Below are 14,937 nucleotides of genomic sequence, written 5' to 3' on the forward strand. Positions count from 1 at the left end.
CCCGGGTCTGTCCCCGGAAAGATTTTTCTGCTCCTGTGCACTAACCTTGCTTCTGAATTCTGAAAGTTCTGTCTATGACAGAGATCTGAAACTGAGCTTACAGGAGTGGTTTTATGGTTGAATCTTATTCTTCAGTGACTGAAGAGTCGTCGACAACAGGGAAACGTTCCGCCGTCAATTGGCCCGTGTTCGCGGTGTCCGCCGGGCTGATGACGGCGTTCGTCGTCTGGGCCTGGCTCGCGCCCGGTCAGGCGGACACCGTGATCAATTCGGTCAAGGACTGGGTGGCGACGAATCTCGGGTGGTACTACGTGCTCACCGCCGGGGTCGTGGTGGTGTTCGTCCTGATCATCGCGTTCCGGCGGGTCGGCAACACGAAGATCGGGCCGGACCATTCCCAGCCCCGGTTCGGCCTGTTCACCTGGGGAGCGATGCTCTTCGCCGCAGGCATCGGCGTTGACCTGATGTTCTTCGGCGTGTCTGGGCCGGCGACGAACTACCTCACCCCTCCGGAGACAGCTGAGCTGTCCGACGAGGCGGCCCGGATGGCGCCACTGTGGACCATGTTCCACTACGGGATCCCCGGATGGGCGATGTACGCCCTGATGGGTATGGCCTTCGGCCTCTTCGCGTACCGCTACCACATGCCGCTGAGCATCCGGTCGGCGCTCGCGCCGGTGTTCGGGAAGCGGATCCACGGCGCTGTCGGGCACGGTGTCGACATCGCCGCCGCCATCGGAACGGCGTTCGGTATCGCGGTTTCCCTGGGAATCGGGGTGGTCTTCCTGAACTACGGGCTGTCGGAGATTTTCGGCATCCCCACGAACACCGGGGTGCAGATAGCTCTCATCGGGCTCTCCGTGCTGATCACCGTGATGTCGACGGTGTCGGGCGTCGACAAGGGGATCCGCCGCCTCTCCGAGCTCAACGTCTGGCTTGCGCTGGCGCTGATGGTGTGGATCGTGGTGATGGGAAAGACCGCCGACCTGCTCAATGCCCTGGTCCAGAACATCGGTGACTTCGTGTCCAGGTTCCCGTCGATGATCCTCAACACCTTCGCCTACACCGACGGTGCCGCCGACCTCCCCGCCGACCAGTGGCAGTCCGACTGGACACTGTTCTTCTGGGCCTGGTGGATCGCCTGGGCCCCGTTCGTCGGGCTCTTCCTGGCCAGGATCTCCCGGGGCCGCACCCTGCGGCAGTTCATTCTCGGTGTCCTGGTCATCCCGTTCACGTTCATCGCGGTCTGGATCTCGATCTTCGGCAATGCGGCCCTCGGTTTCTTCCGCGACGGAGACGAGGAGTTCCTCGAGACGGCGGTGAACACCCCCGAGTCCGGGTTCTTCCTCCTGCTGCAGCAGTATCCCGGCGCGACCTTCGCCGTCGCTCTTGCCGTGGTCACCGGCCTGCTCTTCTACGTCACGTCCGCGGACTCGGGCTCACTGGTGATGGCCAACATCACCTCGAAGCCGACCGTGGAGGACTCCGACGGGCCGCCATGGCTCCGGATCGTCTGGGCCGTACTGACCGGCGCACTGACTCTGGTGATGCTGCTCATCGGCGGTGTGTATACCCTGCAGGCGGCGACGGTGCTCATCGGACTGCCGTTCTCGGTGATCATGTACCTGCTGATGTTCAGCATCTGGCGTGTGCTGGGAGCCGAGGCACACTGGCTGCAGTCCCGCTCGTTGTCGCTTCCCGGTGCCTTGTCGGACCGGACCGGGACCCCTCAACCACGGCTGGCATGGAGGAACCGACTCAAACGCAGGATGAGTTTCCCCTCGGCGGCCGAGACGCAGGCCTATGTCGAGAACACCGCGGCCCCCGCGATCGGTGAGGTCGCCGACGAACTCCGGGAGATCGGGCTCGACGTCAGCCTCACCCGGGCCGCCCACCCCGAGTACCCGATCGATTTCGTCGACCTCCTGGTGACGTTCCCGGGGCAGGACGACTTCAAGTACCAGGCGTACCCGGTTCCCGGGCAGGTCCCGAACTTCGCGGTGAACCTCAACGTGGACCACGACGTGTACTTCACGCTGGAGATCTTCTCGGCGACGGGCTCCCGGGGACACAACATCCTCGGCTACTCCAAGGAGCAGGTGATCGCCGACGTCCTGGACGCCTACGATATGCACGTGGAGTACATGTCCCTGACCGGCGACAGAGGTACTCCGACCGCCGATGTCCATGGCACGGCACCGGCACTCTGGACAGACGACGACAACGACTCTGAAAAGACAGGAAGCGAGCACACATGACTGACACACCACAGACGCTCTACATCGACGGCCAGTGGGTCGGCGCCGGCGACGGCGGCACCCGGACCGTCACCTGCCCGGCCGACGGCAGCATCGTCGCCGAGGTCTCCGAGGCCACCGCCGCGGACACGGAGAAGGCCATTGCCGCGGCCCGGCGTGCCTTCGATGCAGGGGAGTGGTCGGCGACGTCGGCGGCCTACCGCGGTGACCTCCTGCTCAAGGTCGCCGACGCGATGGCTCGCCGCAAGGACGAGTTCGCTCGCGCCGAGGCTCTTGACACCGGTAAACGGATGGTCGAGGCCGAGGGCGACATGGACGACATCATGAACTGCTTCAGGTTCTTCGGCAAGATCGCCGACCAGCACCCCGGCCGGATCGTCGACGCGGGGGATAACTCGGTGATCTCCCGGGTCGTCTACGAACCGGTCGGCGTCTGCGGGATGATCACCCCCTGGAACTTCCCGCTGCTGCAGGCCAGCTGGAAGATCGCACCTGCCCTCGCCGCGGGTAATACCTTCGTGCTCAAGCCCGCGGAACTGACCCCGCACACCGCCATCCTCATCATCGACGTGCTCGACAAGCTCGGCGTGCCCGCCGGCGTCGCCAACCTGGTGCTGGGCGCCGGTGCGGAGGCCGGGGCCCCGCTGTCCTCCCACCCGGACGTGGACATGGTCTCCTTCACCGGTGGTCTGGTCACCGGGCGCCGCATCGCCGAGGCCGCGGCACCGTCGATCAAGAAGGTCGCCCTCGAACTCGGCGGCAAGAACCCGAACGTGGTCTTCGCCGACGCCGACTTCGACGCCGCCGTGGACAACGCACTCAACGCCGGCTTCCTGGACTCCGGACTGGTGTGCTCGGCGGGTACCCGTCTGATCGTCGAGGAGAGCATCAAGGAGCGGTTCGTCGACGAACTCGTTCGCCGTGCCGAGGGGATCGTCATGGGAGGCCCCTTCGACGAGGCCGCCGAGACGGGCCCCTTGATCTCCGCGGAGCACCGCGACAAGGTCACCGACTACGTCCGCCGTGGTGTCGAGGCCGGGGCCACCCTGCGCTGCGGCGGACACTGGGGCGGCCCGGAGCTGGAGGCCGGCTGCTTCTACGCTCCGACGGTGCTGGACAACTGCACCGCCGAGAACCCCGCGGTCGTCGAGGAGGGCTTCGGCCCGGTCATCACCGTGGAGACCTTCACCACCGAGGCAGAGGCCGTCGCCACGGCGAACCACACCGAGTACGGGCTGGCCGGTGCCGTGTGGACCACGGACCGGGGGGTCGCCAACCGGGTGTCCCGGGCACTGCGCCACGGCACGGTGTGGATCAACGACTACCACCCCTACGTCCCGCAGGCGGAGTGGGGCGGATTCAAGGCCTCCGGCACCGGCCGCGAACTGGGCCTGGCCGGGCTGGAGGAGTACCGCGAGGCCAAGCACATCTACGAGAACACCGAGCCCGCGGCCACCGGCTGGTTCCCCCAGAAGTAGACGGCAGAAGCAGCAGAAGGAGAAGAACACATGCGAGACAACTACGACTACATCGTCGTCGGTGCCGGGTCGTCCGGAGCCGTGGTGGCGGCCCGCCTCAGCGAGGATCCGTCGGTCACCGTGGCGCTCATCGAGGCCGGACCGACCGACGTGGACAAGCCGGAGATCCTCAACCTCGCGGAATGGCCCGGGCTGCTGGAGTCCGGCTACGACTGGGACTACCCGATTGAACCGCAGGAGAAGGGCAACTCGCACATGCGCCACGCCCGGGCGAAGGTCCTCGGCGGATGCTCGTCCCACAACTCGTGCATCGCCTTCCACACCCCCGCCCAGGACCTGGACAACTGGGTGTCACTCGGGGCTTCGGGATGGGACTCCGCGTCGGTGCTCCCCCTCATCAAGCGCCTGGAGACCAACGACCGTGACGGTGACCACCACGGACACGACGGGCCCGTCCGCCTGCGGTCGGTCCCGCACAAGGATCCTGTGGGTGTGGCGATCGTCGAGGCCTGCGAACAGCAGGGCCTGCCGAACACCCCGTTCAACGAGGGAACCACCGTCAACCACGGCGCGGACTGGTTCCAGATCAACGCCACCGACGAGAACGTGCGTTCCTCGTCCTCGGTGTCCTACCTGCACCCCGTGCTCGACCGCGAGAACCTCGACATCCTCACCGACCGTCAGGTTTCCCGGGTGACCTTCACGGCGGGCGAGGACGGCACCCCGGAGGCCTCGGGCATCGAGTACCTCGACAACCCCTTCGGTCGCCTGAAGACCCTGCCGGCCAACCGCGAGGTCATCGTGTCCGCGGGCGCGATCGACAGCCCGAAACTGTTGATGCTCTCGGGCATCGGCCCGGCCGCACACCTCGCCGAGGTCGGTGTCGAGGCACTGGTCGACGCCCCCGGCGTCGGCGAGCATCTCCAGGACCACCCGGAGGCCGTGATCTCCTGGGAGTCGACGGTCCCCATGACCCGCGACGCCACCCAGTGGTGGGAGATCGGCATCTTCGACAAGGTCGACGACGGTGGCGCCGACGGTCTCGATCTGCCGGACCTGATGATGCACTACGGGTCGATGCCCTTCGACATGCACACCCGCCGCCAGGGGTACCCGACGGCGGACGAGGCGTTCTGCCTGACGCCCAACATCACCCACGCCAAGGCCCGCGGCACGGTGCGGTTGCGCTCCTGCGACTTCCGGGACAAACCGAAGGTCGACCCGCGGTACTTCACCGACGAGGACGGCTACGACATGCGGATCGCCGTGGCGGGGATCAGGCTCGCCCGCGAGATCGTGGCCCAGCCAGCGATGGAGCGGTACGCCGGCCGGGAGCTGTTCCCCGGCACGGACGTCCAGTCCGACGAGGAGATCGCCGACTACGTCGCCAAGACCCACAACACCGTGTACCACCCGGCCGGGACGGTCCGCATGGGTTCCGTCGACGACGAGATGTCCCCGCTGGACCCGGAGCTGCGGGTCAAGGGTGTCTCGGGTCTGCGCGTGGTCGACGCCTCGGTCATGCCCCAGCTGGTGGCGGTGAACCCCAACATCACCTGCATGCTGATCGGTGAGCGTGCCGCCGACCTGATCCGGGGTGAGCAGGCCGGCGTCTGACGGAACAGACTCAGCGCCGGAAGTCCTGCCGGCAGGACGCCATGGTCCCGTTGTCGTAGCCGGTGGTGAACCAGTGCTGCCGCTGCTCCGAGGAGCCGTGGGTCCAGGCGTCGGGGTTGACCTGGCCGCCGCCGGAACGCTGGATCGCGTCGTCACCGATGGCCTGGGCGGAGGTGATGGCCTGGTTGACCTGGTCGTCGGTCACCGGGTCAAGGACGGCGTCGGAACCCTTGTCGGCGTGAGCCGCCCAGACTCCGGCGTAGCAGTCCGCCTGCAGCTCCATCTTCACGGCGTTGGAGTCTTCACCCGGGTCGCTGTAGTCGGACAGGCCCAGGTTGCCTTCGAGGTTCTGGATGTGATGACCGAACTCATGCGCGACGACGTACATCTGGGCGAACGGACCGTCCGACCCACCCATCTGACGTAGCTGGGAGAAGAAGTCGTCCCCGATGTAGACCGTCCGGTCACCGGGGCAGTAGAACGGGCCGGTTTCCGCGGTCGACGCGGTACCGCAGCCGGTGGACACCCGTCCGTCACCGATGACCAGGTCGGGTTCGCTGTAGGTGATCCCCGCCTCGTCCGGAAGCAGCGTGGACCACACACCGTCCAGCGAGATGGCGGTGCCCTCGATCCGGCAGTCGTCGTAGGTATTGGCGTCCTCGACGGTGGTGCAGTGCTCGAGGCCGCCACCGGTGCCGGACGCGCGCTGGTCCCCGGAGCCCGCCGACCCACTGTCGAACATCGACAGTCCGCCGTTGGCGAGGAAGAGGACGACGGCCACCACGATCATCCCGGGAATCCCGAACCGTCGGCCCACCCGGCTCATCAGCAGCATACCCAGGATCCCGCCGCCCCGGTTGCCGCCCCGGTTGCCTCCACCGACGCCGAATCCGCCGCCACCGCCGCCGCTTCCACCGGATCGTGCGCGTCCGCCCATGCCGGACAGGTTGTTGTTGAAGGACATGGGGGAAGTGTAGCGGGAGCCGGCTCAGCGGGGCACCGTGAACTCGACGGTGTCGGGGAACTCACGACCGTGCCGGTCGGTTCCGGTCACCAGGGAGCTGCGTGACACCGGCCGTACGACTATACTGCAGCTCACATCTGCCGTTGATGACGGCGCAGATGACACTGAAACGACGGTGACCGACAACGTCACGACGACCCGGAGGAGTACCGGAACAATGGATATCATCGCCCTCGCGCAGCAGGCCCTCGACGCAGGTGACTGGGCGGCCTACAACAACTGGGACATCGCCCAGCAGATCTACGACGCCACGCTGGGTCGGATCAACTGGGACGGCGTCGGCGCCTGAGCCGCCCCGCCCCTGTGGTTCGGGGCGCGGTCAGATCACTCCGGCCGATTTCAGGTCGCTCCCCAGCCTGGCCAGGAGCAGGCCGATCACGGCCAGCATGCTGATTCCCAGGCAGGCCATACCGCTGACCCATGCACCTTCGGTCGCGGTGGCCAGGCCGTAGACCAGGGTGACCGCGGCCACCGCGGCGGAGACGAACAACACGACCTGACTGGTGAGCCAGAACAGCCGGTAGGGGTCGCGGGAGTCGAGGGGGGTGACCACCGTGTCCTCGACGGTCACCTGGTCCGGGATGCCGTCTGAATCCGGGTGGCGGGGGCGCACGCCGGGCTGCCCGTCGTCCTTCGGTGCGGGGGTGGCGTTGTCTGCCATGGTGACCGTCCTTTCGTCTCGGTCGACTGTCGACCTCACCCTCCAGCATGCCACCGTTGTTCCCCGTGCGGCGACGGGGTAGTACACTGGGCCGCTGATATCGAGCCACCGACGGCGTCTCCGCGCCGTACGGTGTTTTTCCCCGAACTACCCGAAAGGACAACGCGACGTGCTGCGGACCCATCTTTGTGGTGACCTTCGCTCCAACCACATCGGCGAGGAGGTAACCCTCACCGGATGGGTCTCCCGTCGACGGGACCACGGTGGAGTGATCTTCATCGACCTGCGTGACCGTTCCGGGCTGGCGCAGGTGGTCTTCCGGGAGAATGAGGTCGCCGAGCGCGCCCACGCCCTGCGCAGCGAGTACTGCCTGCGGGTCACCGGCGTCGTCGAGGCGCGGCCCGAAGGTTCGGAGAACCCGAACCTGGCCTCGGGTGACATCGAGCTCAACGTCTCCGGCCTGGAGATCCTCAACGAGTCCGCGGCACTGCCGTTCCAGATCGACGATTCCGCCAGCGGGGGAGAGGTCGGCGAGGAGACCCGGCTGAAGTACCGCTACCTGGACCTGCGCCGCGACAACCAGGCACGTGCACTGCGTCTTCGGTCCAAGGTCAACGCCGCCGCCCGCAGCGTTCTCATCGACCAGGACTTCACCGAGATCGAGACCCCGACCCTCACCCGCTCGACCCCGGAGGGTGCACGCGACTTCCTGGTGCCGGCCCGCCTGCGTCCGGGGAACTTCTACGCCCTGCCGCAGTCCCCGCAGTTGTTCAAGCAGCTGCTCATGGTCTCGGGCATGGAGCGCTACTTCCAGATCGCCCGGTGCTACCGCGACGAGGACTTCCGCGCCGACCGCCAGCCGGAGTTCACCCAGCTCGACGTGGAGATGAGCTTCGTCGACCAGGAGGACGTCATCGCCCTGGCCGAGGAGATCCTCGCCGCGGTCTGGAAGGAGATCGGCTACGAGATCACCGCCCCGATCCCGCGCATCACCTACGCCGACGCGATGCGTCGTTACGGCTCCGACAAGCCTGACCTGCGCTTCGACATCGAGATCACCGAGTGCACCGCGTTCTTCGCGAACACCTCCTTCCGGGTGTTCAGGTCCGACTACGTCGGTGCGGTCGTCATGGACGGCGGTGCCTCACAGCCCCGCCGGACCCTCGACGCCTGGCAGGAGTGGGCCAAGCAGCGCGGAGCCAAGGGCCTGGCCTACATCCTCGTCGGCGAGGACGGCACGCTGTCGGGCCCGGTGGCCAAGAACATCACCGAGGACGAGCGCGCCGGCATCGCCGCCCACGTCGGCGCCGAGCCGGGCGACTGCATCTTCTTCGCCGCCGGCGACGTGAAGTCCTCCCGCGCGCTGCTCGGCGCCGCCCGCGGCGAGATCGCCGAGCGTCTCGGCCTGATCAAGGACGGCGACTGGGCCTTCACCTGGGTCGTCGACGCGCCGATGTTCGAACCCGCCGCCGACGCCACCGCCTCCGGCGACGTCGCACTCGGCAACTCGGCATGGACCGCCGTCCACCACGCCTTCACCTCACCGAAGCCCGAGTGGATCGACAGTTTCGACGAGAACCCGGGGGAGGCCACCGCCTACGCCTACGACATCGTGTGCAACGGCAACGAGATCGGCGGCGGTTCGATCCGTATCCACCGTCGTGACATCCAGGAGCGCGTCTTCGCGGTCATGGGCATCTCCGAGGAGGAGGCACGGGAGAAGTTCGGCTTCCTGCTCGACGCCTTCGCCTTCGGTGCCCCGCCCCACGGCGGCATCGCCTTCGGCTGGGACCGTATCGTGTCCCTGCTCGGCGGGTACGACTCCATCCGCGATGTCATCGCGTTCCCGAAGTCCGGCGGCGGCATCGACCCGCTGACCGACGCACCCGGCGAGATCACCGCGCAGCAGCGCAAGGAGTCCGGGATCGACGCCAAGCCCAAGAAGAACGCCTGAATCCTCCGTACCCGGAGGGACGTCCGAGAGAGGACTACGACGTGCCGAGTATCGACGATGCGCTGGTCAGCGCCACACACCTGCTGGGGAGCCGTTTCGGCGGAACCCCCGAACTGACCCACCCGGAGAATCTGGGCGGCAGCGGTGATTCCCTGGTCATCCGGGCCAGGGTCTCGCCCAACCCGTTCCTGCAGGAGCGCACCGTCGTCATCAAGCAGCTGCCGCCGGTCGCCGAGGGCGGCGGTGAGGACGCCGACGCCGAGGCGACCTCCGCGATGATCCGCGAGGTGGTCGCGTACCAGTACACCAACACCCTCGCCGAGGAGCACCGGCCCGGGCCCCAGCTGCTCGCGCACGACATCGACGACCGGATCATGGTCCTGTCCGACTCCGGCGACGGGCGGAACTACTCGGACATCCTCACCATGGACGGGGAGATGGAGCGGGCGGCGGCGCTGCGCAAGCTCGGCCGGGCGCTGGGCCGGATGCATGTCGCGACCGCCGACGGCCAGGAGGCCTTCGACACCCTCAACCGGCGTCAGCACACCAGGCACAACCTTCCCGCCTCGAGGGTCACCGACCGCGACGTCGATGTCGCCGCGCTGGTCCAGCAGGGACTCGACCTGCTCCGTCGCAGCGGCGTGACGGTCGATCCGACCGTGGAGGAGTTCGCCCACGAGGCCGGGTTGCGGCAGTCCAGGTCCCGGGTGCAGGCCTTCACCCCGTTCGACCTGACCCCCGACAACATCATGCTCGCCGACTCCGTGGTCTTCCTGGACTACGAGTGGGCGGGATTCCGGGACATCGTGTCGGACGTGGCCTGCGTCATCGCCGGATTCCCCCACGACATCACCACCCCGTTGCTCGACGCCGAGGAACTCCGCGAGTTCATCGAGTCCTGGTCCACCGAGGTGTCGGTCGTCTGGCCGGCGGTCCGGGAGGAGGGCCGCCTGGAGAAGGCGCTGATGGCGTCACTGGTCGGCTGGGCGTTGATGAGCCTGTCGCTGCTCTACCACGGCACACTCGCGGTCATCGAGACCTCCGGTTCGGCTGCCGAGGGGGCCCGTCGTCTCGACCACATGCCCCGCGAACATCTGTCGGACCTGGCCACCACTGTCGAGGCCGTCCGTCGTTTCGCCGAGCGTCACGAGATCGACGAGCGGTTCACCGCCGTCCGCGATTTCGCCGCGGAACTCCTGTCCACGCTGGCCACGCTCGGGGCACACCCCCAGACCCGCTGAGTCGGACGATGAGCGGCGACGGCAGCCTGTTCGACGTCCCCGGCGGTGCCGCGGAGGCCCCGGAGCCCGGTGTCTCCCGGTCGGTCGACTCGTACTTCCATCCGGGCGCCCATGCGCCGCTGGCCGTCCGTATGCGGCCGCGCTCGCTCGACGAGGTTGTCGGACAGGCACACGTCCTGGGGGACAATTCGCCGTTACGCCGGCTCATCGACGGCCGGGGCGACTCGTCGGTCATCCTCTACGGCCCGCCCGGGACAGGCAAGACCACGGTGGCGTCCCTGGTGGCCGGGGCGTCGGGTCGCCGGTTCGAGGCGTTGTCCGCCCTCAACGCGGGAGTCAAGGAGGTCCGGTCGGTCATCGACACCGCCCGGCGGCTCCTGGTGCACGGGGAATCGACCGTGCTGTTCATCGACGAGGTCCACCGGTTCTCCAAGACCCAGCAGGACGCCCTGTTGGGCGCCGTCGAGAACAGGACGGTGCTGCTGGTCGCCGCGACCACCGAGAACCCCAGCTTCTCGGTGGTCTCCCCGCTGCTGTCGCGCTCGCTGCTGGTCCAGCTCACACCGTTGCAGGACGGTGATGTCGCCGCACTGCTGACCCGGGCCGTCGCCGACCCCCGTGGCTACGGCGGAGCGGTCCAGATCGAGGACGACGCCCGCGACCTGCTGGCGGCCCTCGCCGCCGGGGACGCCCGCCGGGGGTTGACCTACCTGGAGGCCGCGGTCGAGGGGATCGCGGACGGCAGCGTGCTCACCGTCGACGACGTCCGGGCGTCCACCGACCGTGCGGTCGCGCGGTACGACCGCGACGGTGACCAGCACTACGACATCACCAGCGCCTTCGTGAAGTCGTTGCGGGGTTCGGACCCGGATGCGGCGCTGCACTACCTGGCCCGCATGATCGACGCGGGGGAGGACCCGCGGTTCATCGCCCGTCGGCTGGTGATCCACGCCTCCGAGGACGTCGGCATGGCGGACCCGACGGCGCTGCAGGCGGCGGTCGCCGCACATCAGGCGGTCAGCTTCATCGGTATGCCCGAGGGGCGTATCCCGTTGGCCCAGGCGACGGTGCACATCGCCACTGCGGCGAAGTCGAACTCCGTGATCCGCGGTATCGACGCCGCACTGGCGGACGTGCGTGAGGGGCGCGGTTCCGTCGTCCCGGCGCACCTGCGGGACGGCCACTACTCGGGAGCCGAGGCGCTGGGCAACGCGGTCGGCTACCGCTACCCCCACGACGATCCCCGCGGGGTCCTGCGCCAGGACTACCTGCCCGACGATCTCGCCGGGTCGCGGTACTACGAGCCCACCGACCACGGCCGGGAGCACACCCTCAGACCACGGCTGGAGACCCTTCGCGGGATCGTCCGGGGTAACGGGTAGACTGTTTCCGGTCACGACACCGTGTCGACGATTCAGCTATCAAGAAGGTTCCGTAACTGTGCAGACTCATGAGATCCGCGAGCGATTCCTCACTCACTTCGTGAAGGCAGGTCACACCGAGGTACCCAGCGCCTCGCTGATCCTGGACGACCCGAACCTGCTGTTCGTCAATGCGGGCATGGTGCCGTTCAAGCCGTACTTCCTGGGTGAGCAGACCCCCTCGTCCTCGCGGGCGACGTCGATCCAGAAGTGCGTGCGCACCCTCGACATCGAGGAGGTCGGCATCACCACCCGGCACAACACCTTCTTCCAGATGGCCGGAAACTTCTCCTTCGGCGACTACTTCAAGCGTGAGGTCATCCGTTTCGCCTGGGACCTGCTGACCAACCCCGTCGCCGAGGGAGGGTTCGGCATGGACCCGGAGCGGCTGTGGCCCACCGTGTACCGGACCGACGACGAGGCCGCCGCGATCTGGCACGAGGACATCGGGGTGCCGCTGGAGCGGATCCAGCGCCGTGGTGGGGAAGACAACTACTGGGACATGGGTGTGCCCGGCCCCGGCGGCCCGTGCTCGGAGATCTTCTACGACCGTGGACCGGAGTACGGGGTCGACGGCGGGCCCGCGGCCGACGAGAACCGGTTCATCGAGATCTGGAACCTCGTGTTCATGCAGGACATCCGCGGGGAGAAGAGCCCCAAGGAGGGCTTCGAACCGGTCGGTGAGCTTCCGCAGAAGAACATCGACACCGGCATGGGCATCGAGCGTGTCGCCTGCATCCTGCAGGGGGTGGAGAACGTCTACGAGACCGATCTCCTCGCCCCGGTGATCACGGTGGCCGAGCAGCTCACCGGTGCGGTGTACGGACGGGTCGAGAACTCCGTCGAGGACGTGCGCTTCCGGGTCATCGCCGACCACAGCCGGACCGCGCTCATGCTGATCCTGGACGGTGTGACCCCGGGCAACGAGGGCCGCGGCTACATTCTGCGACGTCTCCTGCGCCGGACCATCCGCTCGGCGCGTCTGCTCGGCGCCACCGGGGAGACCATGGAGAAGTTCATGGACACGGTGCGCAGCACGATGACCCCGTCCTACCCGGAGATCACCGAGAACTGGGAGCGCATCCGCGCCGTCGCCGTCGGTGAGGAGACCGCGTTCCTCAAGACGCTGGAGTCCGGCACCCGCCTCTTCGAGGACGCCGCGGCCAAGGTCAAGGCCGCCGGTGGGACGGAACTGGGCGGCGACGCCGCGTTCGTCCTGCACGACACCCACGGGTTCCCGATCGACCTGACCGTCGAGATGGCCTCCGAGTCCGGCCTCACCGTGGACAAGGACGGTTTCGACACCCGCATGGCCGAGCAGCGTGCCCGGGCCAAGGCGGACAGCCGGGCCAAGAAGCAGGTCCACGCCGACGTGTCGGTCTACCGTTCCTTCGTCGACAACCACCCCACGGTGTTCGTGGGGTACGAGACCACCGATGCCGAGGCCCACATCCTGGGCCTGGTCTCCGGAGGTCAGCTGGTGGACCGGGCCCCGGAGGGCTCCGAGGTCGAGGTCATCCTGGACCGCACCCCGTTCTACGCCGAGGCGGGCGGCCAGATGGCCGACCGTGGCACCCTCACCGGTCCCGGTGGCCTCGCCCGGGTGCAGGATGTCCAGAAGACGGGCCGCAAGGTCTCGCTGCACCGGGTGACCGTCAGCGGCGGGGAGCTGGCCGTGGGCGACACCGTCGCCGCCCACGTCGACCACGCCTGGCGTCATGCCGCACGTCAGGCGCACTCGGGTACCCACCTGATCCACGCCGCGCTCCGGGATGTGCTGGGGCCGACGGCGGTGCAGGCCGGCTCGATGAACAAGCCGGGCTACCTGCGCTTCGACTTCAAGTACGGCACCCAGCTCACCGACGACCAGCTGCGTCGGATCCAGGAGATCTCGAACGAGGCAGTGGACACCGACTACACGGTGAACACGATCGAGACCAGCCTGGAGGAGGCGAAGGCCATGGGTGCGATGGCCCTGTTCGGTGAGAACTACGGCTCCCAGGTACGTGTCGTCGAGATCGGCGGCCCGTTCTCGATGGAGCTGTGCGGCGGTATCCATGTCGACCACTCGTCGCAGGTCGGCCCGGTCACGATCCTCGGCGAGTCGTCGGTCGGCTCCGGCACCCGACGTATCGAGGCGTACACCGGGATGGACTCCATGCGCTTCCTGGCCGGACAGAACGCCGTGGCCGGCTCACTGGCCTCGCGTCTGAAGGTCAGTGCGGACGATCTTCCCGAGCGCTTCGCGCAGATCAGCGAACGGCTGCAGGCGGCGGAGAAGCGGATCAACCAGTTCCGCACCGCGGAGCTGACCGCGAAGGTCGGCGACTACGTCCTGCAGGCCGTCACGGTGGACGGTGTCCGGGTCGTCGCGGCACGGGTCGCCGACGGAGTCGCCGGCGGGGACCTGCGCACGATCGCCAATGACGCGAAGGCCCGGTTCGGTGCCGAGGCCGCTGTCGTGCTGTTCGCGTCGGCCGACCCCGAGGCGGGGAAGGTCCCGTTCATCGCCGCGGTCACCGACGCGGCGGTGGCCCGTGGGTTGTCCGCCGGCGACATCGTCAAGGCGGTCGGGCCGGTCGTCGGCGGACGCGGCGGCGGTAAGCCGGCGATGGCGCAGGGCTCCGGCAGCGACGTGTCGGGCGTCGACGCGGCGGTGGCCGCGGTCCGCCCGTACGTCGAGTCGGTACTTGCCGGCGGTCGGTAGTGGCCACCGCTGAGCGTCCGGGCGACGACGACCCGGGGAGGGGCCGTCGTCTCGGCCTCGACGTGGGCACCGTACGTATCGGGGTGTCACTGTCGGACCCGGACGGGATCCTCGCGACCCCGTTGGAGACCGTCGCCGCCGAGAAGGGCAGTGGCCGACGCCCCGGCTCCGAGTTCTCCCGGATTCTTGAGCTGGTCGAGGAGAACTTCGTGGTCGAGGTCGTCGTCGGTCTTCCTGTGACGCTGCGCTCCCGCACGACCGAGAGCACGGTCCGGGCGGAGAACTACGCCGCCGCACTGCGTGACCGTCTCGACGGGATCCCGGTGCGTCTGGTCGACGAGCGGATGTCCACCGTCGCGGCGACGGGCGCCATGCGGGCCTCGGGTGTGAGCGAGCGTAAAGGCCGTTCACGGATCGATCAGGCGGCGGCGGTGCACATCCTGCAGGGGTGGCTTGACGCCCGCCGTGCACGTAACCGGGTGTCCGATCACTAAATCACGGGCACCTCGTGCGAGAATGACGCGCAATAGTGTTTTCATGACGTTGTAGCACCTTGTACATACAGTAGAGACGTGG

At 67.8% G+C, this 14,937-nt stretch carries 11 protein-coding genes; 9 read left to right on the forward strand and 2 right to left on the reverse strand.

Annotated features, from left to right (window positions below; all coding sequences use genetic code 11):
* Positions 1 to 113: 113 nt before the first annotated feature.
* Genes betT through PQI66_RS02265 form a run of 3 tightly spaced genes read left to right on the forward strand, consistent with a single transcriptional unit; the run spans position 114 to position 5,353 of the window.
* Positions 114 to 2,258 carry a choline BCCT transporter BetT gene (gene betT, locus PQI66_RS02255; protein WP_445227979.1) on the forward strand — a complete coding sequence of 715 codons (2,145 nt, stop codon included), beginning with the start codon at positions 114 to 116 and terminating at the stop codon, positions 2,256 to 2,258.
* On the forward strand, positions 2,255 to 3,736 hold the full coding sequence (locus tag PQI66_RS02260; protein ID WP_339995678.1) for an aldehyde dehydrogenase family protein: 1,482 nt from the start codon (positions 2,255 to 2,257) through the stop codon (positions 3,734 to 3,736). The genes betT and PQI66_RS02260 overlap by 4 nt, the downstream gene beginning before the upstream one ends.
* Positions 3,737 to 3,766: 30 nt before the next feature.
* A complete protein-coding gene (locus PQI66_RS02265) occupies positions 3,767 to 5,353 on the forward strand; it encodes a GMC family oxidoreductase (RefSeq protein WP_339995680.1) in 1,587 nt (528 codons plus the stop codon).
* A gap of 10 nt (positions 5,354 to 5,363) precedes the next feature.
* Here the strand turns inward: PQI66_RS02265 and ypfJ are convergent, their stop codons facing one another.
* Positions 5,364 to 6,317 carry a KPN_02809 family neutral zinc metallopeptidase gene (ypfJ, locus tag PQI66_RS02270; protein ID WP_339995682.1) on the reverse strand — a complete coding sequence of 318 codons (954 nt, stop codon included), beginning with the start codon at positions 6,315 to 6,317 and terminating at the stop codon, positions 5,364 to 5,366.
* Between the two features lie 217 nt (positions 6,318 to 6,534).
* Here ypfJ and PQI66_RS02275 point away from each other — a divergent pair, with 217 nt between their 5' ends.
* A complete protein-coding gene (locus tag PQI66_RS02275) occupies positions 6,535 to 6,666 on the forward strand; it encodes a hypothetical protein (RefSeq protein ID WP_339995684.1) in 132 nt (43 codons plus the stop codon).
* 30 nt (positions 6,667 to 6,696) lie between these two features.
* Here PQI66_RS02275 and PQI66_RS02280 read toward each other — a convergent pair whose 3' ends face one another.
* A complete protein-coding gene (locus tag PQI66_RS02280; protein ID WP_339995686.1) occupies positions 6,697 to 7,038 on the reverse strand; it encodes a hypothetical protein in 342 nt (113 codons plus the stop codon).
* Between the two features lie 169 nt (positions 7,039 to 7,207).
* On the opposite strand from PQI66_RS02280, the gene aspS reads away from it, so the two are divergent.
* Genes aspS through ruvX form a run of 5 tightly spaced genes read left to right on the forward strand, consistent with a single transcriptional unit; the run spans position 7,208 to position 14,855 of the window.
* Positions 7,208 to 8,992 (forward strand): aspartate--tRNA ligase, encoded by a 1,785-nt coding sequence (gene aspS / locus PQI66_RS02285; protein ID WP_339995688.1) that lies wholly within the window; start codon positions 7,208 to 7,210, stop codon positions 8,990 to 8,992.
* A 41-nt stretch (positions 8,993 to 9,033) separates the two neighbouring features.
* Positions 9,034 to 10,233 carry a phosphotransferase family protein gene (locus tag PQI66_RS02290; RefSeq protein ID WP_339995690.1) on the forward strand — a complete coding sequence of 400 codons (1,200 nt, stop codon included), beginning with the start codon at positions 9,034 to 9,036 and terminating at the stop codon, positions 10,231 to 10,233.
* Positions 10,234 to 10,241: 8 nt separating this feature from the next.
* A complete protein-coding gene (locus tag PQI66_RS02295) occupies positions 10,242 to 11,615 on the forward strand; it encodes a replication-associated recombination protein A (protein WP_339995692.1) in 1,374 nt (457 codons plus the stop codon).
* Positions 11,616 to 11,673: 58 nt separating this feature from the next.
* On the forward strand, positions 11,674 to 14,361 hold the full coding sequence (alaS, locus tag PQI66_RS02300) for an alanine--tRNA ligase (RefSeq protein ID WP_339995694.1): 2,688 nt from the start codon (positions 11,674 to 11,676) through the stop codon (positions 14,359 to 14,361).
* Positions 14,361 to 14,855, forward strand: a complete 495-nt coding sequence (ruvX, locus tag PQI66_RS02305) for a Holliday junction resolvase RuvX (RefSeq protein ID WP_339995695.1) — start codon at positions 14,361 to 14,363, stop codon at positions 14,853 to 14,855. The genes alaS and ruvX overlap by 1 nt, the downstream gene beginning before the upstream one ends.
* The last annotated feature ends 82 nt before the right edge of the window (positions 14,856 to 14,937 follow it).

It is taken from the genome of Corynebacterium sp. USCH3 (assembly GCF_037619475.1).
Lineage (GTDB): Bacteria > Actinomycetota > Actinomycetes > Mycobacteriales > Mycobacteriaceae > Corynebacterium.

Bases quoted from the DNA above. Each gene is read 5' to 3' on its own strand.
- betT (WP_445227979.1), top strand. From the start codon at position 114: ATGGTTGAATCTTATTCTTCAGTGACTGAAGAGTCGTCGACAACAGGG.
- PQI66_RS02260 (WP_339995678.1), top strand. From the start codon at position 2,255: ATGACTGACACACCACAGACGCTCTACATCGACGGCCAGTGGGTCGGC.
- PQI66_RS02265 (WP_339995680.1), top strand. From the start codon at position 3,767: ATGCGAGACAACTACGACTACATCGTCGTCGGTGCCGGGTCGTCCGGA.
- ypfJ (WP_339995682.1), bottom strand. From the start codon at position 6,317: ATGTCCTTCAACAACAACCTGTCCGGCATGGGCGGACGCGCACGATCC.
- PQI66_RS02275 (WP_339995684.1), top strand. From the start codon at position 6,535: ATGGATATCATCGCCCTCGCGCAGCAGGCCCTCGACGCAGGTGACTGG.
- PQI66_RS02280 (WP_339995686.1), bottom strand. From the start codon at position 7,038: ATGGCAGACAACGCCACCCCCGCACCGAAGGACGACGGGCAGCCCGGC.
- PQI66_RS02295 (WP_339995692.1), top strand. From the start codon at position 10,242: ATGAGCGGCGACGGCAGCCTGTTCGACGTCCCCGGCGGTGCCGCGGAG.